15 protein-coding genes are annotated in these 23,048 nt (G+C 43.1%); 2 read left to right on the forward strand and 13 right to left on the reverse strand.

The window, feature by feature from the left end:
* Window positions 1–87 precede the first annotated feature (87 nt).
* The 3 genes from FBQ74_RS13185 to FBQ74_RS13195 are packed head-to-tail and all read right to left on the reverse strand — an operon-like array spanning window position 88 to window position 2,240.
* A complete protein-coding gene (locus tag FBQ74_RS13185) occupies window positions 88–1,236 on the reverse strand; it encodes an HNH endonuclease (RefSeq protein WP_232371921.1) in 1,149 nt (382 codons plus the stop codon).
* A complete protein-coding gene (locus FBQ74_RS13190; RefSeq protein ID WP_232371922.1) occupies window positions 1,237–1,953 on the reverse strand; it encodes an OmpA family protein in 717 nt (238 codons plus the stop codon).
* A gap of 2 nt (window positions 1,954–1,955) precedes the next feature.
* The gene (locus FBQ74_RS13195) at window positions 1,956–2,240 is read right to left on the reverse strand and encodes a hypothetical protein (protein WP_232371923.1); all 285 of its coding nucleotides are present in this window, start codon (window positions 2,238–2,240) and stop codon (window positions 1,956–1,958) included.
* A gap of 107 nt (window positions 2,241–2,347) precedes the next feature.
* Between FBQ74_RS13195 and FBQ74_RS13200 the strand changes: the two genes are divergently transcribed.
* Complete coding sequence (locus FBQ74_RS13200) at window positions 2,348–3,298, forward strand: IS30 family transposase (RefSeq protein WP_139754917.1); 951 nt, start codon at window positions 2,348–2,350, stop codon at window positions 3,296–3,298.
* Here FBQ74_RS13200 and FBQ74_RS13205 read toward each other — a convergent pair.
* The 9 genes from FBQ74_RS13205 to FBQ74_RS13245 all read right to left on the reverse strand — a co-directional run bounded on the left by FBQ74_RS13205 (window position 3,281) and on the right by FBQ74_RS13245 (window position 20,965).
* Entirely contained in the window at window positions 3,281–4,846 is a 1,566-nt protein-coding gene (locus tag FBQ74_RS13205; RefSeq protein WP_205912256.1) for a hypothetical protein, read from the reverse strand. The two genes, FBQ74_RS13200 and FBQ74_RS13205, sit on opposite strands and share 18 nt — an antisense overlap.
* A gap of 382 nt (window positions 4,847–5,228) precedes the next feature.
* Window positions 5,229–8,048, reverse strand: a complete 2,820-nt coding sequence (locus tag FBQ74_RS13210) for a DEAD/DEAH box helicase (RefSeq protein ID WP_139757105.1) — start codon at window positions 8,046–8,048, stop codon at window positions 5,229–5,231.
* On the reverse strand, window positions 8,048–9,916 hold the full coding sequence (locus FBQ74_RS13215; protein WP_139757106.1) for a hypothetical protein: 1,869 nt from the start codon (window positions 9,914–9,916) through the stop codon (window positions 8,048–8,050). Before FBQ74_RS13215 ends, FBQ74_RS13210 begins: the two co-directional genes overlap by 1 nt.
* Before the next feature lie 902 nt (window positions 9,917–10,818).
* Window positions 10,819–11,601 (reverse strand): PEP-CTERM sorting domain-containing protein, encoded by a 783-nt coding sequence (locus FBQ74_RS13220; protein ID WP_139757107.1) that lies wholly within the window; start codon window positions 11,599–11,601, stop codon window positions 10,819–10,821.
* 438 nt (window positions 11,602–12,039) lie between these two features.
* Window positions 12,040–12,435, reverse strand: coding sequence for a hypothetical protein (locus FBQ74_RS13225; protein WP_139757108.1), 396 nt, complete (start codon window positions 12,433–12,435; stop codon window positions 12,040–12,042).
* A 200-nt stretch (window positions 12,436–12,635) separates the two neighbouring features.
* Window positions 12,636–14,357: a DUF262 domain-containing protein gene (locus FBQ74_RS13230; protein WP_139757109.1), complete on the reverse strand. Its 1,722-nt coding sequence runs from the start codon at window positions 14,355–14,357 to the stop codon at window positions 12,636–12,638.
* A gap of 5 nt (window positions 14,358–14,362) precedes the next feature.
* Window positions 14,363–17,584 (reverse strand): type I restriction endonuclease subunit R, encoded by a 3,222-nt coding sequence (locus FBQ74_RS13235; RefSeq protein WP_139757110.1) that lies wholly within the window; start codon window positions 17,582–17,584, stop codon window positions 14,363–14,365.
* A complete protein-coding gene (locus tag FBQ74_RS13240; protein ID WP_139757111.1) occupies window positions 17,577–18,932 on the reverse strand; it encodes a restriction endonuclease subunit S in 1,356 nt (451 codons plus the stop codon). The genes FBQ74_RS13235 and FBQ74_RS13240 overlap by 8 nt, the downstream gene beginning before the upstream one ends.
* Window positions 18,932–20,965: a type I restriction-modification system subunit M gene (locus FBQ74_RS13245; RefSeq protein ID WP_139757112.1), complete on the reverse strand. Its 2,034-nt coding sequence runs from the start codon at window positions 20,963–20,965 to the stop codon at window positions 18,932–18,934. Before FBQ74_RS13245 ends, FBQ74_RS13240 begins: the two co-directional genes overlap by 1 nt.
* 470 nt (window positions 20,966–21,435) lie before the next feature.
* Between FBQ74_RS13245 and FBQ74_RS13250 the strand changes: the two genes are divergently transcribed.
* Window positions 21,436–21,633 carry an MbcA/ParS/Xre antitoxin family protein gene (locus FBQ74_RS13250; protein ID WP_139757113.1) on the forward strand — a complete coding sequence of 66 codons (198 nt, stop codon included), beginning with the start codon at window positions 21,436–21,438 and terminating at the stop codon, window positions 21,631–21,633.
* Window positions 21,634–21,712: 79 nt separating this feature from the next.
* Here the strand turns inward: FBQ74_RS13250 and FBQ74_RS13255 are convergent, their stop codons facing one another.
* Window positions 21,713–23,044, reverse strand: coding sequence for a uracil-DNA glycosylase family protein (locus tag FBQ74_RS13255; protein ID WP_139757114.1), 1,332 nt, complete (start codon window positions 23,042–23,044; stop codon window positions 21,713–21,715).
* Window positions 23,045–23,048 lie beyond the last annotated feature (4 nt).

Genomic DNA, 23,048 nt, shown 5'->3' on the forward strand with positions numbered 1-23,048 from the left:
AGTTACCCACTCCGTGTCCCTTACAAAGTTTCGCATTGCCTGCGTATAGCATTAGTGGTTATTATTTAATTGCTTAAACATGAATATCTATCTCAAACTGCTTGCGAGCTGTTCTATTTGACTGATGGCATGGCGCATACTGTAAACTTTCCAGCCTTCTCGTGTAGCAGCTATTGCTTCTGTTTTATTTATGGCTACGCCTATTTTTTTGAGTGGCCAAGCTAGTTCCAGCTCTGCAACAACCTCGTCTTTACTGTTTTGAACTTCTTCCCCAACCTCAGGAAGCGACACATGATACTGCTCAAGCAAATCAACCACACCGTACATACCCGGATCAGCCAAATCATATATATCTTTCCAGCTTTCCTTCACATTAAGCCTCTGCGCACTTCGCAACTGCGTAATAAGCTTGGTCTCTTCATGTTTGACAAAAATATGTTCATGATCAGGCTGCTTACGATGGCAGTCACAGCAAAGTGGGGTAAGATTTTTAAAAGAATTATCTGACTTTACGCCATTTATGTGATGAACATGCAAAAGCCTTTTATGGGCGCTTAAATCAAGGCCGCACTGCTGGCAATGGTATTCATATTTCTCGCGTACTTTTTTCGAAATGCTATCCCAGTCATGGGTATAGTAACTGGCTCTTTTCTCCGCCACACCGGTGGGCATGTATTTGAAGAACGAGCTATAGGTATCGAAAAACTCAGCTAACTTAAAATTCTTCGCAAATTGTTTACGCTCTGATTGGCTACTGAGTGAAGTAAACTTTGTGTAGTTGATGCCTTTTAGACATAACTGACAGACCGCAAGCTTCGTCTCACCCTCAATGTGCTCATTCGTGTAACTGTCAGTGCCAGAAACGTCGAAAACACCATCTAGTCTGTTGGTTACGACATATCGATCAAAACGCCCCTTGCGTCGCATTTCATCGAGTTTGGTGCAGTCTGCCACATGGTATTTGTTACCCAGCGAGCCGTCTTCAAGCACTTTGTGAATTTTATTACCGTAACTATGATCTTTGATGTAAAGGAGTACCTGCCTTCCCTGATAACTTGCTAGCCCAGTGTCGAATTCAATATCTTCAAAGCTGACCTCAATACCTTTATTGAGCTGAATGTCCAGTGGCTCGATGGGCACAACTTCATTACTAAAATCGATTTCAACATTTTGAGCGCCCATCTTCATAACTGCCGACTCTAGTATAGAGAGGTCTACGTTTAGTTTAATTGCCATCTACAGCCCATCTACGATTTTTCGAATTTGGATATCTGCGTTGGTGATCACACGGAATGTAACTCTTCGCGATTTCTCTTTGTTCTCACTGCCGTCGGCATTTAACTTTAATCGGGACGACGCTAACCCAACTGCGGCAAAAGAAGACTTTATCCACTTTCTCTGTTGACTGTTTAAGTTGGGTAGAAGGTACGAATAATTCAACACTGAGCGCGTGCGGTTTTGCGACAACGTCATGTTAAAGAAGTAAGCATCATCGGGATGGGTATCGACTCCCCACTCGGATGAGGTATGTCCTTCAATCCTTACTTCGTCGATACTTTCCTTATATGTTTCCAGTACCTCAAGGTAACGGGGTATAAAGTTTGAAAGTATTTCTTCGAACTCAGGGTTCAAACTACTTTCCCCAGTGGCAAAAAGCACTTCCGGCGAATTAAAGTGAAACGCAAGTGTCTTCTCGTCTATTGAGGCCTTCCACTTAACTAGGTCTTTTTTAAATTCCTCATTCAGGGCATCAAAAATTGCCACCTGATTTTGTTGGTAGGCAACAGCGACATCTTTTATTTTGTCCCGTTCAATCGAAACATGTCGCATAAAAGCAATAGCGATAAAAAGGAAGACCATCATAAGGCCTGCCATCAAATCTGAAACTGTTAACCAGTGCTCGCCATCCTCTTTTCCCCGAGAAGAGCCAAATATTGAGTTCATTTCAGCCATTTTTAACTAGCCTTCTTGACTACAATACTCATTTGCTCTGTCAGGTATGAGTAATCCTTAACAAATTGATTGGCAATTTGACCAAGGTTTTTACCCATCGCCTGCATCACGGAGTTGAGCTCCCTTTGCATGGACTGATCAATCAGATTCAATTGCTCTTGAACGGCTTCACCAGTCTTGCCTACCTGATCCCTTAAGCTCGCATCAAGATTAGAGAACATCCGCTGCATATGCTGTGTTTGAGAAGCAGACACATCGTCCAGTGAACTTTCAAGACGTTTTTGCATCGCCCCCGAATTCAGATAATAAGTGCACCACTCATGGTTAACGGGTGATAGATGATCAACTGCCTGTTGGTGGTATTCTAAAGTCGCCAAACAATTAGAGTATTACCATGAGTTACAAGCAGTTGATCGAGGGACAACGATACCAGATTGAGGCCTACTTACGCGAGGGTTTCAGTTATCGGGAGATCGGAAAACGTCTGAGCGTGAGTCACAGCACAATCAGCCGGGAAGTAAATCGCAATAGAATTCGGGATAACCACTATTTGCCGGAAGTCGCTCAGGCAAAAGCACTGAAGCGCCGCAGCCAGGCCGCAAAGTTCAGGATATCTGAACTGACGATTACCTTTGTTGAGTTCGGGCTGAACCAGAAATGGAGCCCTGAGCAGATTGCTGGTGTAGGTAAAATCATCGGTCATCACGTCAGTCACGAATGGATTTATCGCTACGTCCAGCGTGATAAATTACGTGGCGGTAGGTTGTACAAACAGCTGCGCCAGAGTCACAGAAGGTATCGTAAAGGTGACCGTGCGAAGCGGATAATTATCCCGAATCGCGTTGGCATTGAGCATCGTCCCGCTATCGTGAACAAGAAAAAGCGGTTCGGTGACTGGGAAGCTGACACGGTTCTGGGCAAGCAAGGAACGGGCGCGATTGTTAGTTTAGTCGAGCGCAAAAGTAAGCTTTACCTGATACGCAAAGTGCCAGCGAAAAGCGCAGCAGACGTGGCCCGAGCCATGGTTGGGATGCTCTGGAAATATCGAGGTCATGTCCGAACAATCACAGCGGACAACGGCAGCGAATTCTGTGACCACGCGCTGGTCGCTGAGAAGCTCAAAACCAATATCTACTTCGCGAATCCGTACTCATCATGGGAACGCGGACTGAATGAGAACTTCAACGGTTTACTGCGCCAGTACATCCGGAAAGGCACCGATTTACGGACGGTATCGGATAGGCAAATTAGTGAAATAGAGCGGGCATTAAATGCCAGACCGAGAAAGTGCCTCGGCTTCAGGCAACCTGTTGCGGTATTCAATGAATTACGCAAGGCTGCCTAATTTAGCGAGTGGTGCACTTCGGAGTTGAATTCGCGACTCGATACTTTGAGTAACCGCATCTCTTGCAGAGGAAGTATCAGTAACTAATGCTTTGTTCGCATCTTTAAGCGTTGTAGCCAACGCCTCAGAGTCAGATTTCAAATTGTGGATCATATCTCGCACATGTGCGTTTAAGTCATCCACCGTGTCTTTTAGATGGTCTTTGATAACTTCAGTCTGACTTGTTACGTGAGTAGCAGTGGTCTGTAAGCTTGAATTTGTTTGATGTACGCTTTCCGAGAAGCCAGTAGCTCCCTCGGAAATGACTTTCGAAACATCAGCCGCACTGGTAGCAAGCTTTTCACCAATCGTATCAACTCCTTCTTTCGTGTTTGAAACAAACTTATCAAGAAGCTCATTGGACGAAGAAATATGAGACTGGATATATTTATCAGACTCGGTCAATAGCTCTTTATAATGCGTACTTGCAGTCTCTACGGAAGCGGCGATTGTTTGCACTGTTTCATCAATTTGTTTACGAATTTCAGGAACGGCATCAACTGCGCGGTCTCTGATATCCTTAAACGCCTCTAAATGACGTTCCAGCTCTCCTAGTTGATGTTGATTGACCTCCATCACTTCTTTCAAATTAGTCATACTTTCTGGAATGACTTTAGACTCAGAGCTAATTTTCGCTACGGACGCCTCGGTGGCTGATATAGATTCCACGCCAAGTTTGTATTGCTCTGTCATTTCAGAAATCTGAACTTTATAGTTCTCCTGCCACGTGACAAGTTCCTTTACTGCCTCGTTTAGCTGCTGGAAGTTCTCACCAAATTGCTCAGTCAAATTTTTATTAAAGTCCGAAATAACCTGCTTAAGAGCTTCAATAACAGTTTCTGTAGCCGACTTGGACAACATGTCAGCAAAGTCCTGCATCTTGATCCACAGTTTGTCACTGAACTGATTAAATGCTTCCTTTTGCGACGCTAGTTGCTCGCTAATCACATTAAGCTTTTCGGCAGCTTCCTGTTGAGATTTTAAGGTTACTTTTTGATTATCATTAATATCGCCTCTCAGTAACTTCATTTGGCTGAGAATGGAACCATCGCCATCCCCTCCAATTGCCGTCACAAGTGATTCAATTGATGATCTTTGACTGTTAATAGAAGCGAGTATGTCTTCAGGAGAGGCACTTGCTACAGACTCAGGGTCCGCTGGCGAACTAATAAATCCACTAGACTGGAGAACCTTGAAACAAATTGAGAGAAATATTCCCAATAGACTCGTAAAAAACGCCGTTTTCAGGCCATCAAGTAATCCCTGAATACTTCCATCAATATCATTGACGTCGAAAGCCATCAAGCCGACAACGATACCTGCGAAAGTGCCGAATATACCTAAGGATGTCAGTAAGACGGGAGTGTAAGTCACAAACTCGGTGGCTTTACCCTTCTTAGAAAAGCGACACGCGAATAAAAATGCTACCAAAAGTAGCGTACCAACAACGATGGTTAGTACACGCGCAAGCTCTACGGCCTGTTCGTTCTGCAAGCTAGTAATTTCCATTGCAAATCCTTTTCAATACGACGTGGAAACTGGGTTTTGTGAACTTTAATTTTGAAACTCAGGTACTTGAATCAGCACTAACACTACGTTTTTATAATAATCCACAACCACCCTATACTAAAGTATTGGTTCTAAGATTTATATACCTTGCATCTTAGTTATTCAGATAGAGGCTTTTGTTCACTAAACCTCTCAATTGATCATGTATCTTTTGAGTCTTAGCACAACAATTTAAATTGCACTATTTCCAAACAATGTATCAGTTGTATAACTTTTTTCTTGCTACGTTTTCACACTCTATATCTACACCTTTAAACCAGTCTGTCGCAACTCATTGCCTATCTCTCGTTTATAAGAACGTGGGGGTTGAAAACTTCGCTAGTCATGATTGAAATATACTCCCAGCTATCGGGTAAATACCCTCGGGGTGAAGAAGCTGATTTGATTTAGACTTCAGCGCAGCGGCACAATGATGTTCGTTCTGTTCAAACATCCCTTTTAGCGCTTTGTTTTGATTTTGCGTCGCAACAGGCAACTCCGTCAGCAACCAGTCGCAGAATACCTGACTGTTCATCACAACGTGATTATTTTGCTGAACTTGAACTGCCACCAGTTCTTGGCGCTGCCTAAGACCGATGGCATTTTGCCAACGAAGATATGAGCATATGACCGCGCCCTCTATCGACTCAGTATTTCCGACAGACGCAGTGAGGCCATTGAATTCATATGACTTGGCCTGTTCAAGTAAAAGCTTAAAGATAAAGTTGTCCAAATCCATCATCTCGCAATTACCACGTTGACTGTGAAGCGTTCTATCAAAGGTCACATCCCAACGCGTTTTTCTTACACCCAGCTCCATGGCAATCTCTTCCGGAAGCCGGATCTGCCAAAGCAAGTCTTTATGGATCTTGTCGACCACTTCTATGCCTAACAGATTGAACATGCCTGCCACAAATGACTTTACATGCTCAGAAGTGATATTAAGTTCTTCTTTAGCTTCGTCCGGGTCAAATCCAGCAGCATAGTCAAATAGCTCACGTTGCTTGCTTGCCGCATTTTTGGCTTTTTCCAATGCCTCCTCGATACGCTCTCTGGTGCGAGTGATCCCCTCACTTGTCGCCTCCTGAAGAATACTCTCGACGTCTACTAAGTCGGCAACCTCCCCCATAATGTCTTCACCCAGACGCTCATTATACTCACCACTAACGGATGATAAGTCGCCAACAACTTGTTCGATGCGCTCGTGCATAAGTTCCATAATCTGATCATCCATCGACTCGGGAGAATAAAGATTAAACACGATGACTCGGTGTTTTTGCCCATAGCGGTATAAACGGCCAATACGCTGTACCAGCCTCATCGGGTTCCAAGGTAGGTCATAGTTGACCATGATGTGACACTTATCCTGAAGATTAATACCTTCACCACCAGCTTCGGTAGAAATCAGAAACTGTCCACCTGATTCAAAGTTTCTGATGGCGAATTTACGATCCTGATGTTTCATCGACCCATTGATCAAATCGACGCTTCCAACACCAAACTGCTGCTCAAGGGCATGCTTCAAATAATCCTGCGTTGAGCGGTATTCTGTGAAAATTAATACTTTTTCTGATTTATGATTCGCCAGTATTGATGGCATCAATTCATTCAGGAACTTCCGAAGCTTGGGGTCATGCTTGAGTACTTCTTCACTTTCGGCTATCAAAATATCAAGCTGTTCTAACTCACCGTCAAAGAACTCCTTCCCCTGAAGCGCTTCTAACTGTTTCTCTTCAGCCTCGCCAACATAACGTTCGTCGTGATCCGAAGTCTCATTCACTGCAACAGACTCCGCTTCCTGCAATAAACGAAGTTTTCGGTTGTAAAGGGCCTTATTGATGGCTTTGGCGCTAGAAGTAGCCAGCTTACGGTAAACGGTCATTACAAACCCAATTGCATTGCCGGCTTGTCCCATTTCACTGGCGATCAGATAGCCTTTGCGAAGGTAAGACTGCAATGATTCGTCGAACTCTCGCATTGCCTCGTCCTGAGCGACTCTTATCGCTCTGGTAGTCTTGCCTTTAAAAATGAAATTGCCTTCCAAGTCCGTCACATCTGACTTGTTATTCCTGATCATCATCTCTGAGAGAACTTCAGGATTGAGCGCCAATGTTTGAATTTCCTCCTTCCGGTCAGGATTAAGCAGCATCAACAAACTCTGAAACTTATCCTGTTTCCCCTGATGGGGTGTAGCACTGAGCAATACCATTGCCTTGGTTTTGGGCCGTAAATAATTGGCAAGTTGGAAACGCTGAGAGGCATCGAACTTAAGACCATACTGGCGTCTGCTGAGACGGTGCGCCTCGTCAAAAATCACAAGATCCCAATTATCTGCTCGCAGTAATTTTTCCAGATGGTTTTCATCCTTGAAACGGTCAATGGAGCCAATGACATGTTTATACATGCCCCACTCGCGCTCTTCCTCAATCTGAAAATTTTCACCATAGATACGAAATTCGCTCAGACCGAATTTATTATGCAATTCCTCTTTCCATTGGGCGGTCAACCCGGCTGGAGTGATCAATAACACACGTTCTGCTTGGCCTCGCTGTTCGAGTGCCTTTAGCAACATCCCCGTTTCAATAGTTTTACCAAGGCCAACATCATCCGCAATCAGCCAATTAAGATGCCCTGATGCAAGAATGTGGTGAACTAAATGGACCTGATGAGGTAACGGATCAATATCCAAACGCGATAGTGAACCTGTATTTTCATTCCAGTTTTCAATTGCATGGGCAAGTACTTTCAGCCTGAATTTTTGCGGCGCTGTGCCGTCGCCAAAATCATTGGTGCAAAAGCGGTGCTTTACTCCCTTTATCCATGCTAGCCGTTCATATGGCAGCCAACGCGTTTCTCCTTGATCTGAAAAATGCACAAGTACCTGATGATATCCAGCGATTTCCTTTGTCTTGAGAACGGCTCCCTCGCCCAAGGACTTCTCTGCTTTGGATATAGGAACATGTTGCACTTCCATACCAAGCATAAAGCCAGATGAGACTGACTCCAGCGGCACTAATGATGGGCTTTCTTTGGTCTCTCTCCAATTTACTTTTAAAGAAATCCCGTCCATGCCTTCCATGATTTGCTGCACGAGCCCTGTTCCATATTTTTCATGTGCGACCCAGCATCTTTTTACTGGCTTTAGCCGTTTTTGAGCTTGCATTATTCAGTATCTCCTTTACCAGACTTGCCGCTCCGCTTGTATAGTTCCAACATATATTCATTGGTGTATAAATCACTGGCGTAGTAACTTTTTGTCGTATATTGCTCTATTAAGTCAACTCCCAACGCGTTTAACTTTTCCATCGGGTTACTGTGTGGCTGTGAAAGCCATTCAGCCTCTAAACCATCATGCTCCTCTGGCAAGTCAAATGCGCTAAACAGGCTGGTTTCGTTTCGCCTGTTAAGTCGATATAAAAATAAATACTTGTTAAACGCAGGGAAGCAAAGCCGCAAAATTCGATTGTGATACCAGTACTCAAATTCACGCTCTAACAGGTCATAAACTTCATCTAAGGTTGGCAATTGCTCAAACAACCGCACTAAGTGAAGCGCTTGTTTCCAACTGCAATGTCTGTAGGTAGCGTCAGCACTTTCGCCCGATGCCCACGCTTTGGAAAAAGTGATCCAGTACCTTGAGGAATCCTGCCAAAGTCTTTTGACAGCAAAAGCAAGGTCCAATTCATCAAATGTTGCTCCGGCTTTCACCTCTCTCTCCAACGCTCTTCTGGTGCTACTCCAACCGGGTGTTGAAAATACCTCTATCAAGAAAGGTAAGGTTTTAGTGTGCCAATCAAAGTCCAGAATACATTCAACAGCGACAACCCTCGCTCGCTCTTCTCTGCTTAATTGATTTTCGAGTGCCGATGTATTTTCAGAATCTTCTTCAAGTTCATCACTTTCATCATCCCAGAAGTCGAAAAGATCCGCTTCGTTATCATCAAATAAGAAATGCTCCTCTGAATCATCATCCGGAACAATTTTTTGAGGTTCGCCTGCTGAAGTGACTTCATCTTGCAACTCTTGCTCATCAACATAATCATTGAGAAATTCAAAGTCATCCTTTTCCCATTGCGGATCTGCATCGTCAATGGCCTGACTTTGCAACGGTGTGATGGTTGATTCGGAATTGGGTTCTACTACATCAGGTAACGTGGTTATATTTTCAGCGTCCAGCGGTTCACCATGATGCGGTTCTGGCAGCTCTGGTGTCGTTTCTTGCGCTGAATCTGCACCGGGTTGGCTCGTTAGAGGAACTTGCGCGTTATCAACCTCAGCATTTGCCGATGCTTCTTTTTCAGACTTTGCTTTATAGACAACACGAACCTCGCGCCTATCATTATCTGCGACAGGTTGGCGAGCCGATTTAAGCATTAACGTTTTACGTGCGTTATTCTTACTATCATGAGCATCAGTTTCCAACGTTGACGACTCGCTATGCTCTGAAGCTACGCTGTCCGGCTCAGAATGTAGTTCATTATTAGTATTTGAAACTGATTGGTTGTTTTGAGTAGATGGTGAATCGGCAGGATCAATATATTTTGATTCCGCTGAATGCTCCTCACGTGTGGGCGGTGGAGCCACAACTTCACGTTTTTTGTATCTGATATTGGCATCATCAGCGAATTCCGCTGATTCGCTTTGACTGCTTGTTTTGAGCCTTAATGTTGGTCCGGGTGAAGGTTTTTGCTGAGTAATGGTTTGGTCAAAGTGATACTCCGCTTCCTCTAACTGACTTGATTTCGCTTCTAAGTACGCAAAGTCAGTTTCATCAGGCAGGTCATCATCAGAACCATGTACCATCGAGCTATCAACCATCGCATCTTTGTGCTCACGTGCTTTTTTTGCCTGACCAGACCGAGCATGCAAGCCTGCTAGCACTTCACGGATCTTTTCTGAACACGAGCGGGATAAGAGCGATTGCTCCAAAAGGGCGATTGCGTTTTTAATCTCGCCCTTGGCCACCAAATCTGAAGCCCTTCGCAACGTTTCCGCTTCACTGAGAAAATTCACCCAACCGTATTCAGGCATGGCTGGCCCCTAAGGTTCGGTTAACTGAGTAACAAATTTCTATAAATATCATCCTGATAATTGCCATATTACATCCTTGCTTATAACTCTCCTGCAAAGGCTTTTTGGCTCAAAGCTAAGAAATAATTATGCGCCCGAATTCAGATAATAACTGCACCACTCATGATCAAGCGGTGTTCGAATGACAACGATACCAGACCGAAGTATGCTAAAGCGAGGGTTTCAGCTGTTGATATTTTCTGGTCGCTCGACAGCTCTGCACGTGATATGGTCATTGGGTCATTAAGTTTTTGATGGCATCATTATACGAATGGCAGGCATTCACCCATATAAAAAACCTCAGCCCCCATTCATGTAAAGCTTACGTTAGTCCAATTGCTTAGTTTTCCATCCGCTCCTAGTATGATTATAATATGTCCAAAGAATCAGTGGCTATTCAAGTCCTATAGGATAGCTGGTCAATAAAAAAGCATGTATACGGCGTTGGTTGAGAGCTCAATGATATCAGACGGGTATAAAGCTAACACTCAATAACCTCATGAAGTGGCTTGCTAGGTTTAGTCTTTAAGATTGTTAAGGTAGGTTTACCCTTCTCTTTTTCGCGTTTCAATTGTTCTGAAATAAATTTTGTCGCTGCTTGCCTTATTCTTGATTTCACTTAGAGAATCTTCGCGACCGCTAAACCGGCCCCACCGCGTTGTGTCAGTTCCTGCATGGCTGAATTTCCGGGACTTAGGTATATGCATGCCTAAGTTCGCTCTCTTTTTGATGCGACCTTCTGCTTAACTACTTCACCAGTAAGTACAAGTGATTCAGATTAAAGATATAGTTTCCGATACTAGCGATAACCACGAGGGCGAATGGCCTTAGAGACGATTCACCCTGCAATAAAAATGGCTTGATTATTTTTTAGAACGTCTAGCTACAATACCTAGCATACCTAGTGAAAAGATCATGAGTGTGGCGGGTTCGCTGACATTTACAGTATCTGCATTTTGCTGCGGTCTGACTAAGGCAACACCGTAGTTATTGTGAGAGTCAGTTAGTCTAATATTATCCTTTGTCATTAAAGCGTTCGCCGGCTGGAAAACAGAACGAGTTTCTTGGGTTTGTTTGATGTACTTACGGGCATAAGACCAGTCTTTCACACTTGCGATGTTGTAACGATTATCGCCGTCCTCATCAGAACCGAAAAATGCACTTATTTCTTGTCTGGAATTGAGATAAGTTAGCGAATATTCCTCGTTATCAATATCAGAAGAGCTTACTCTTGAGCCGAAGAGGTCGAGAAAAGTATTATAGATAGGAACATCATCAAAAGGAGCTTCACTATGTAACTGGTATTCACTCTCATTACTAGTCCAAGTGTTGTTCGAAAAAAAATCACTAAACAATGCTTCCATTTGAGAATTTGATGCCAAACTCCAGCCTGAATATTGCTCTAAAGAACTATTAATAGATAAGCCACTAGTTACATCCCATTGTAACCACTCAAGCGTTCCATCACTTACAATATTTGTGTCGGTATCCAGTGTATATTTATTGGCGGTGACCAATGCGGCATTAGCAAAGTGTGATGCACAAATAAACGTAGTTGCTGAAACAATCTTCCAGAATTTTTTCTTCATTTTCTTCCCTATTTTACTGCTTTTATTACAAATAATTAGATGCTTAGCAGCGTTCATTTAGGCAAGATCCACACCAAATAAAATACTTATTATTAACAAAGACTTACTGAAAACTGCATGGGCTTCAGAAAAAAACTGTAAAAAAAACTGACAAATAATAAATTCGGGTATCAGCTTTCACGGTACTAATACTAGCTCATATTCGAGGCTATCATTACGAATCGTGTGACGAACATTTGATTCGATACCGCGTTAATAGTAACCATATTTGGGAAAGATTATTTCAAATGTAGTTATGTTTTAAAGACAGATATCATAGCGAAGTTCGCAGGTCTGCCATCAGGCGTCCGCTACTGGCACTAAGCCAAGGAGGGGTTTAAGAGCAGCAATAGGTGCTGTTGATTCGCATACCTGCGACCTTCTGCTTCAGGTCTTGAGTTTAAGGGAGATTATTAAATCTGCTCGGTCCCGTTAGGCAATTCTGTCAGAGCTCGATCATTGTCTGTCTTCCAAGCAATCCTCCAATTCATCTAGGTCAGTTTTAGGGACAGGTAAATGAGGCAAAATCTCATCATACATTCCATCAGAAAAGCTTAAAGCCCAATCCTCTATTTCAGACGTCGTTAATCCTGAGTCACCAGATGAAATATCTAAATTGTATCCTTTTAGCTCAAATTCTATTCTAGGAATATAGTATGTACAAAATCCATCAACGGTTTTAGCACTTTTCTGTGCAGTCAGTGTCGCGATCCAGCTGAGCTCTACACTAGTTTGATTTGTTTCAGAGTTAAATAAGCAGTTGCCTCTAGCATAGTAGTCATTGGCCACGCCGTCAGATTCGAAAACTTCAGTTCCAGCGTGAAACATACCTATATGGTCTAAAATACTCATAATTCAAATATATTACCTTAATAAATACACTGCGATTTAGTAGATACTTGGTGCATCGGGTCATCCAAAAATGAGGCATCTACGCCCTTCTTTGCTTACTTTTTCCAACGAGCATATCAAACATCAACTCAGCAAAACGTCGTTATGCATCCTTACTCCGACAACACTTTCAGTGTCATATCAGAATGAACCATATTGCGCTATCTAAAAACCGTGGCGTGAAGTTTTTCATACACCGTTTCAGCTATAAGTCTGCCCCTATCAAGAATTTTCGTCTCATTAATCTCGTCGATATTCAATAAGGTTGTCGAGATCGGGTAACTCTTTCCTCTGAGAATTTGAATCTTTTGTTGCGGAGGATAGTCCTTGAGATCTTCGGAATTGGTTTTTGAGTCAACTAGCAGTAAATTACCTATGGAACCAACCAGTGAGTCACATATTTGATTTGACGACTGCGGGATCAAATGTTCGATGGTTAGACTTTTATAGTCCACAGACAGCCCGTTACTTACCCCACTCATTAAAATCTTAAGAGCATATACAATTATGGGCTTATGCTTAGTCTTATTATCTAGGTATTCCAATTCTTGAAACTTAACCAAAAACTCTTCTTTGGCTGGAAATTTACTTTTCAGAAATGAATTGAGCTCGTTAAAAACGTGTTGGATGTCATCGTTTCCTTCAGCGTGTGATAACTGACATGCTATCCTAGAATAGTTAGTTGAAATGGACCCCGAAGAGCGCTGTGATGTTACTGCATTGAACGCATAATGAAACGCTACAATTTTATCGAGCGCTTTCTTTAAACCTCTTAACTTCAGAACTTTTTTTTCATGAGCTCTCAACAGCGCTAAAACCATTGAAGACTGTTGCTTTACCTTGAAGGCTCTGAGATGTGTTAATGAGTCTCGAACCTCATATTCAATTTTTTCCCATCTAACTGACCGTGGCTGTATAGCCTTTCTATAAATGTACGATGATTCATTTAGCTGTTCTACTAACTTTTGTGCATTAACGTCACTAGCACCGATGTAAGCTTTTACCTCTGAAAATAGCTTCTTATCCGTTGTGTATCCATGCTTTGATAACCAATAATGAAGCAGAAATGTATCGAGTACCTTTTCATCATTAACGTCATCCAGTCGCTTGACTAGTGTGTTCCAACTTTCTTTAGCCAAATCTAATATTGAGCTTTTAGTTTTAAGTTTTTTGAGTATTAGATTTTTTATCAAGTCGGCAGTTGTTAAGTCTCTGCCTCGTGCGTTGAGAGTCTCAAAAATCAAATAGGCATCTTCTTCGCTATCAAGTTGGATAAATACAAGTTTTAAGGATAGAACTTTATCTCTTAGTTCTTTTAAAGCTACTACTGGATCTGCTTCATGGTTCGTAAATAAAGAAGGTTGAAGGTTTGCTTCAGCACTTAACTCGGGAACGTGTTCCACGAGTTTTTTGTTAAGCAGTTTATAAGCAACTTCTAGCTTTTTCTCTTCATTTCCTACGTCACACTTTAGGCTTGAACCGTTATAAGTTTGAATATGCGCTTGAAGATAAGGGAAGGAAGTTTCAGCTTTGACTACAAACTCGTCTTCATTATCAATATTCGCTTTCTCAATATATTTGTGTACACCTTTGGCTAAATTCTCCTCACCAAGTTTAATGAAGCCATTACGTATAGCAGACAAAAGAAGTGTAATTGTTGTTAGACGCTGTTGACCGTCTACTATACCAAAGTAAGGACGCCTAGTTTGGTATACGACCATCGAGCCAATGAAATAATTAGCGTCGGCTTCACTGGTAATATCATTCCAAAAGCTCTCCACTTCATCGAGTTCCCATGAATAGGGCCTCTGAAAGCGTGGAATCTTAAAATATCCGAGGGAGAATATGTCCTGTATTTCTTTGTCATCCGCCTCAATCTTCATAATTTTTATTTTTCCTTTAACAACATATCAAACATCAATTCAGCAAAGCGTTTTGAGGCATCCTTGCTAGATAGAACTTTCATGGCCATATCTGAATGGATTCCCATGCTGTCGATTACCGCTTTGTTTATAGCGGTAGGAAACGCACCAAGTAATGCTTGTTCTTTGGTGTTGTTGTTAACCTGCTCCATGGCTTCTTCATTTTCTTCGACTTTATTTCGAATAGTATTCGCGTAGCTGAGCATATCGCCATCAGTGAAATTTTCGCCAGCGAAGAGGTCGTTCATCCGGTCGATTATTTCTCTCAAAAACTCGGTTTTCTTTTCACGAGGCGTAGCCCCTGCCCCTTCTCTTACAGGGTTCAGGTAAGATTTCTCTTTCTCTGCAACAAGCCGAAGGTCCTGTTCCCGGCGTTTGTGTAACTTGTGATGTGTCATCACTACATCTTCTAACGGAATCTCTTCATTGACCACCTCAACTCGAAGCAGCGGGAATAGCTCTTTTGCAAATAGGTTCAGTTTCTCTAACTCATCATCTTCGAAGTTAACGATCTGTGAGCTGAATTCATAGAAGCGGCAGAAGCCCATTAGATCTTTACGAAACACTTCTAGCTCATCCCGCGCTTTCTTTGTTTCAACAACACTATTATCTGCAAAGTTTACTGCCTTTTCGTTGCCTTCAGCTTTCGCTCTCCGCAGTTCTTTTTGCGCATGTTTATGTACTTCGCTAGCTTCTTTGAATCGATACTTGAATCGTTCAACTGCTGGCTTACAGATACTTACAAGTTTTCCTTGGCCAACTTTTTTGTCGTGGTAGGCTTTGAAAAACGCTTCTACTTCGTGCCACTGGTAGATACGGGCTTCATCTAACTTATGCTTTAATTCGTAAACCAGATTTGGGTCCGAAACGGTATTTAGCTCAGCGGTTTGAAAGAAAACTTTGAACTCTTTCAAGACGTCCTGTGGGTCGTTGACGAAGTCGAGGACAAACGTTTGGTCTTTGCCCGGATAAGTCCGGTTCAAGCGAGATAGTGTCTGAATGCATTCGACCCCTTTTAGAGGTTTATCGACATACATCGCCACTAATTTAGGCTGGTCAAAGCCCGTTTGGAATTTATTCGCAACCAGCATGACTTGGTAGTCCGGTGTATCAAAGGCCTTTCTCATATCTCTGCCTTTTAACCCCGGATTCATACCATTTTCTGTGAAAGCGGAATCTGGTATGTCCGGATCATTCACCTCGCCGGAAAACGCTACCATCGCATTTATGCCTTCGTACCCTCTTTCTTTCACGTATTTCTCAAAGGCAGTTTTGTAACGTACCGCCTCTAGACGGCTTGATGTTACAACCATCGCTTTTGCTTCGCCTGATAATAGGTATTTGATTCGGTTGTTGAAGTGCTCGATTATGACTTCGACTTTCTGGGCGATATTATAGGGGTGTAACCTTACCCATTTTGCAAGTTTAGACGCAGCCTTTTTGCTGTCGACCTCTTCATCAGAGTCGGGAGATTTATGTGCAAGCTTATATGCTACGTTATAGCTAGTATAGTTTTGCAATACATCAAGAATGAACCCTTCCTCGATGGCCTGACGCATGGAATAAACATGGAACGGATGAGGCTTGTTGTCGTCACTTAACGGTTCATCAGGCTTTTCTGGCCGACCGAAAAGTTCAAGGGTTTTGCCTTTAGGGGTGGCAGTGAAAGCGAAATAGCTAATTTTGTTTGAGCCCTTTCGTGCTTCCAAGGTTAGTCGGAGAATGTCATCGCTACTTAGTTCTTCATCGCTTTTATCTAGTTGTTCTGCCATCAGCACCTCACGCAACTTTCTTGCGGTGGTGCCGGTTTGGCTGGAGTGAGCTTCATCTGCAATAACCGCGAAGCTCTTACCCGCTAAGTTTGTGTCTTCTCTTATCGCGTCGAGTACAAAGGGGAACGTTTGGATAGTTACAATGATAATTGCGGTGCCAGACTTTAATGCCTCGGCAAGTTGAGCTGACTTTGCGCCCTGCCCATCTTCACGATTCACACGGGCAATCATGCCTTCATTATGTTCAAACTGATAGATTGTGTCTTGAAGCTGACTGTCCAATACAGTTCTATCTGTAATGACTATGACTGAGTCAAAAACTTTATCGCCTGACTTTTTATTAAGTTCAGGGTGATCAGAATGGTAGTGCAAAGAAGCAGTTTGATGGCTTAGCCAAGCAATAGAATTTGACTTGCCAGACCCCGCACTATGTTGAATCAAATATTTCTGCCCGGTTCCTTCTATTTCCACTGCACTGAGCAATGACGATACTGCTGACCATTGATGATAACGAGGAAATATCATTGTCTCTTTACGAGATATTTTTCCGCTGGGTTGTTCCTCTTCTTTAACTTGCAGATGTATGTAACGACCTAATATTGTCAGTAAACTGTCGCGAGCAAATACCTCCTTCCACAAATATTCTGTCGAATACCCTGTCTTATTTATATCATTGCCGCTACCACCATCCGATGTACCTTGGTCAAACGGCAAGAAAAAGGTTTTATGCCCATCCAGTTTGGTTGTCATCGCCACATTGTTCTGGCTTACTGCGAAATGCACCAAGGCACCACGCTTAAATGTCAGTAACGGCTCAGGCTTTTTGGTGACAGGATCCTTGGGGAGCCTGTCTTTCATATACTGAATTTTGGCGTTTTCGATGCTTTGCTTAAATTCAGATTTCAGTTCGAGCGTGGCAATAGGTAGTCCATTGATAAACAGCACAAGATCAATACGCCACTTTTTAGCTGTCTTTTTGTTCGCGTCTGGTTGAACATCATCGTCGTTTATATCTGCATAAGGGCTATAAACGACTTCAGGTACTACGCGCAGGATATTCTGGTTATAGCGATCGGAAGCGTCGGGATTAAGATCATGGTCAGGTTTGAATGCACAGAGCGAGAACTTAGCCCCGCGATCCACTACCTTGTTACGTAGCACCCAAAGCGTACCTTTGTTTGGGTTTTCCAAATCTCTCACAACAGCTTTTAACAGCGCCTCTTCGGGATCTTTATGAAAGCTGGATAGCTTTTGCCACTGTTGCGGATGGGTCGCTTTTACATAGGCAATCAGGTCTTCCGGGTACAACGCTCGCTGCTTGTCATAATGCTTGTTCTGACCAACTTCCCAACCTTGGTTAGCCAATGCCTGTATAATATCATTCTGAAAAATCACCTCCTGTGATTTGCTAGGCATACGCTTCCTCCGTTTGGGTGGGGTGCCAGTGGCGAACGTCGATTTTTCCTGTCACGGCAGCAGAAATTAGAGATATCTTTCGTTCTTTTAATAGGGAAATAGAAGATGTAGCTTTCTTAATAAGCTTATCGTACTTTGATGCTTGCGATTCTATGAGCTCTTTAATTTTGTTCTGCTCGTCCAACGGTGGCAATGCGATGAATATATCAGAAAGAATTCCGATATTTATCACACCCATCGTTCCTCCCCGACTTAAAACTTCAAATTGTTTATAAGAAACATCTGACTGCATAAACTTTGCTAAGTAATCACTAGCGACCACTGATGAAGGGCGAATAAGCATTAATCTTGGGTTAATGATACCTGCCTCAAACATCGTAGGAACTACGCTGACTTTTCCAAAAGTACCAACACAGCTCAAAATTAGGTCACCACTTGCAATCGAATACCTTTTCAATATGTTGAAGTTTTGTTCATTGATGTAATAGTCGCCAACATCAAAAGAATTAGCGATTGCATGCTCTTGTCCATAGACCTTAAATCCTGATGGAACATACATATCTTTTGTTATTGATGAACCAAATGGACCTGCAATTATTGATTTAGCAGTGTGTTTTATTCGTACAACTTCCCAATGTTCCGGTACTTCCCCTATCCACTCAATCCCCGAGTCTTTCATCGGCACATCGGGGTTCAGGCCTTTGGTCACAGCATGGGAAATGACGGCTTGGCGCTTTTCTTTTAGCAGTTCAATCAGCTTTTCCTGCTTGGCAATCAGCGCATCGATTTTGGCGGTTTCGTGGTCGAGAAAGTCTGCGATTAAAATTTGTTCTTTTTTGCTGGGCTTGAGCGCATAAAAATTTGCCAAGTCAGCAGAAGACAACTCTAGAAATGTTGTACCTTTACCAAGGTTTTCTAGTTCCAGTTTGCTTAACTTTAACCAGTAAAAGTAAAATCTATTATCATCGCCATAGGAGTCAAGAGACTTACACCCCTGATTTGTTGAAATAGACGAACTCGCTATAGCTAGTGAGCCTATAGGTGCCCTACTGGATACGATTATTGAACCTTGACTGACAAGTGACGCACCGCAAGAACTGAGACCTAGTTTCGAAATATTCCTTTTGCCTTTAGATAAGTAACTATTCGAGCTTTTTTCCATGTCAGCCGGAGTAATCCAAGGTATATCACCATCCCAATATTCCTCTACAGATGAACTCGGCGTCGAACCATTAACGACTTTGAACGTATGTTTGAGCTTTCCAACATACCAATCTGATGGAATATATCCTATCCAGTTAATTCCTGAATCCTTATACTCAGGATACCGCTGATACTTTTCAGCCATCAGGAATGCACCTCTTGCAATAACTGCATAATCTCGGCACTGACTTTATCTAAGTCAGCATCGATTTCTTCCAGACTACGCTGCGGCTTATACTCATAGAAATGACGGTTAAATGGGATTTCATAACCTACAATCCCCACTTGACCGTCTTGCTCATCGCGTTTGCTTTCATCTATCCATGCAAGCGGTACATGTGGTTTTACCTCGCGCTCGAAATAAGCGTAAATATCTTCTTTGAGAGGGACGTTTTCATAGTCACGAAGGTCTGGATTAGGCTCCATCTCACCTTTATTTTTGCCCGACTCAAAATAGCAAATCTCTGCATTGTCATCGTGCTCACCGAAAAATTTCACCAGCGCTTTCTTTTCTGCTGATGTCGGCTTATCGCTGGAAACGGCTTTCAAGAAGGCTTTGCGACTAATAAATATTGTGCCGTCTTCTAGTTTAGATAGTGTCGCGTAACCCGCAGGCGCTTCTATATCCGTAATTTCAGGTTGTTTCTTCTGGATAGTTTCGAGTACTTGCTGGCAATAAGCTTCCAGTTTCTCTTTGGTGATGGTGAAAGATAGCTGTAGTGGCCGTTCAACAGTAATTCGACGGTAACCGAAGTCTTGATAGTCAAAAATCTTGCTAATCTGGCGCTCGTTTTCCGGAGAAGCTTTAAAGCCACCAAACAGTCGCACTATTTCTTCAATGCTTTCTTCAGGCAGGTATTTACGTTTCGAGCCTAAGGACTTACGCATGGACGAAAAGAAATTGTTCTGCGGATTTTCTTTGTCGTCAGTACTGGCATTAATGAGCTGCACTTTACTTTTGCGATGGGATGGTTTGTGATTGGAAATTACCCAGATATAAGTGGCAATACCGGTGTTGTAGAACATGTCTGTTGGTAGCGCTATAATGGCTTCAACTAAGTCGTGTTCTAGTACATAGCGACGAATTTCACTTTCACCACTGCCTGCCCCGCCTGTGAAAAGTGGTGAGCCATTCAGAATAATACCAATGCGTGAGCCACCTTCCTGCGGGCTGCGCATCTTACTGATAAGGTGAAGCAGGAATAACAGCGAACCATCAGAAACACGCGGAAGCCCCGGCCCGAAGCGACCTTCGTAGCCTTTCACTTTATGCTCATCGGTGATTGTCTTTTGGACTTTCTTCCAGTCGATTCCAAAAGGCGGATTGCTTAGAAGGTAATCAAAATTAGCAAACTCTAACTGGTCGTTCGACAGCGTATTGCCCAGCTTGATGTTATCGACTTCTTGCCCTTTCACCAGCATATCGGCTTTACAGATGGCATAAGACTCAGGATTAAGCTCTTGACCGAATGCGACCAACCTTGCGCGGTTATTCATCTCAAGCACGTATTCCATGCCAGCAGATAAAAAGCCCCCCGTTCCTGCGGTTGGGTCGTAGATGGTTCTTACGATCCCCGGTTGGGTTAGTACATCATTGTCTTCAATGAAGGTAAGTGACGTTGTCAGCCTGACGATATCCCGTGGAGTAAAGTGCTCCCCGGCTGTTTCGTTTGAGCTTTCTGCAAACCGGCGTATCAATTCTTCAAACACCAGACCCATGTGGTAGTTATCAATGGTGTCCGGATGCAAGTCTGTAACTGCAAAGCGCTTGGCTACCTTATAGAGCAAGTCAGCTTCATCGAGTTTGTCGATAGTATTGAAAAAATCAAATTGTTCAAAAATTTCGCGGGCACTTGGGCTGAAGGCACGGACATAGGCTTCTATGTTATCTGCCACCCCGGTTTCGCCGAGGTGGTTTAAATCCATACGGCTGGTGTTGTAGAAGCTCAAATCCGCAACATGCTTCAGGATTTGTTCCTGTGCCTCTGCTGGCATAGCTTTAACTTCATCGTACTTTGCAACAATGGCGTCCTTTTTATCCGCGAGAACGCATTCCAGACGACGCAGCAATGTGAAAGGTAAAATGATTCGACCATATTGGCTTTGTTTAAAGTCACCGCGAAGCAGGTCGGCTACCGACCAGATGAAGGCCGCTGTTGAAGAGAAATTTTCTGTCATGAGTCCTGTACTACGTAACTACTTTCCTTTATATCCTCCTAATTTACAGCTTTGGGCAGCATTTTAAAATGTTTAAGCGAGAGTTAGTCTTCCAGTTGCGATATACGCGCTCACATCTACTCTAGAATGTCGCACCATCGCAGCATAACCGTAAAAATATTATATCTCATTGATATTTTGCCGCTTCCTGATATTCAATTCAGTGAAACTAACTTTGAAAGTTATTTCCATTTGGCCACCACTTTTTCACATCAATGGAAGTCCTCTGAATAAGTGGTTAACCTCTTAAAGTATTACCATGTGGAACGCGCCTCGTCCTCAGGCTTTCATACTCAATGGCTTTTGACTCCACACGGCCAGCTCAGTACTTATAACGTTGCTCGCCCCCGAATGATGTAGGACCACGACAATCCGCTCAGATCAGTTATAGTTCATAGAGGTCGGAGTAAACTTTTAGTGTGAGGCAAGAGATGACAATTTCAAAAGAAAAACTGAAGTCCGAAATTGACGCTTTCTTTGGCAGTGAACGGGAGTTGAGAGATAAGTGGCTTAACACTCCGCTTCCGATACTTGTAGGAGAGCGTCCTCTCGATTATTTTTCTACTGAAGAACGAAGAACTCGTTTACATGAAGTGATTGGTGAAATGAAGTTTGGTGAGACTGCATAATTCGAAATAAGCGCACCTGCTTATTTAATTTCATCAGCAGGTGCTTTAGCCCTGAAATTTTCAGGTAGAAATGTAAGAATTAGCAAGCCTGTAATAAGGCTTTGAGCGGGTAAAATCCTCCCGATACGTCAACCTTATAAGCAACGGCCTGATGCTGGTTTGAAGTCAATTGAGAAGAGTATCCTCTGCTGTCAAACCCCCTGTAATTTGAACTAGATATGTAGCGCGAGCCTGTACCGGGACTGATACTTACGCCTCCCATTTCGCTCGCCATACTATCCAACTTAGAACGCATGCTTGGATGCAATTTGACGACCAGAATCCCTTTCTTAAGCCCTGCTTCACGACTGATATAGGCGACGGTATTATCGCCACGTAATATTGACAGTTCTTTTGACGTTCTGGACTTGCTTGGTGCTACTATAAGGTTCAACTGGGCAACCTGCTCTCGAATTTGTCGCTCAACATCATCCAGCATAAAACCATCAGACGGTGACACCAGTGAACCAGAAGACTTTGTAGAGACAGACTGACTTTTGTTATTCGTAGCTTGTTGAACTGGCTCACCCATTCTAGCTGTCTTCGTTGATGTCGAGCGCTGCTCTGCTCCCACGTAACGTTTAAGTGACTCACTACTCAAATTCGAGTTTTTGTGATTGAGTTGGCTCAATAGTAGCTGTTTAGCTACGTCAATCGTGTCAGCATTGGTTTTGCCTGATAGCTTATCTCGCGGTTTCTCCCCCAGAAAATAAGCAATTCTTTCTGCATTGGCACCCGACGGGTGCGGCAATCCGATAAGTAATTGGCTTCTATTTAATAGCCCACGTTCACACAAAGAAAGTAAAATTTTGTCTACGCCTTGACCCATGGGAAGATAAAAAGCGGATTCAGGTAACTGACGCACTTCATCAGCAAGACAGTGGTCGATCATTTGCTTGAGAAGCGGATCTGAAAGGCCTTTTTTTGCTGAGCTGATGGGCGTACCTGCCTGTAGCGTCGGATAGCGAAAGACTGACGTACTGTGGAGCAGGTGATTGTTTTTGGTAAACAGCGTCCCGCAGGTATCTATACCTAACTCTCTGCTTATGCCCACGTAATCCAGCAGGCGAACAAGGTTGTTCCTCAAAGCACCACTGAATGCACCAGTTTGCTTAGCCTTTTCCGATATGGTATCGATTCTCTCGCCACTTTTAATTAGTGCAGAGGCCTCTACGTTGGCATTGTTAGCCTGAGTCGCGCCGGGCGATATGCCCACGAGCACGACTTTTGCATGTTTATTAATATGCTCGAATGGTGAAAAATACACGTCGATTTCGCCACGTGATTCGATCCGCAGTTCATCAATAAAAGGGGATCCATTGCTATAGTTGCGCAGTGCTTCGATATGATTTTTTAACTGATTGTTGTCCATAACA

It is taken from the genome of Salinimonas iocasae (assembly GCF_006228385.1).
Lineage (GTDB): Bacteria > Pseudomonadota > Gammaproteobacteria > Enterobacterales > Alteromonadaceae > Alteromonas > Alteromonas iocasae.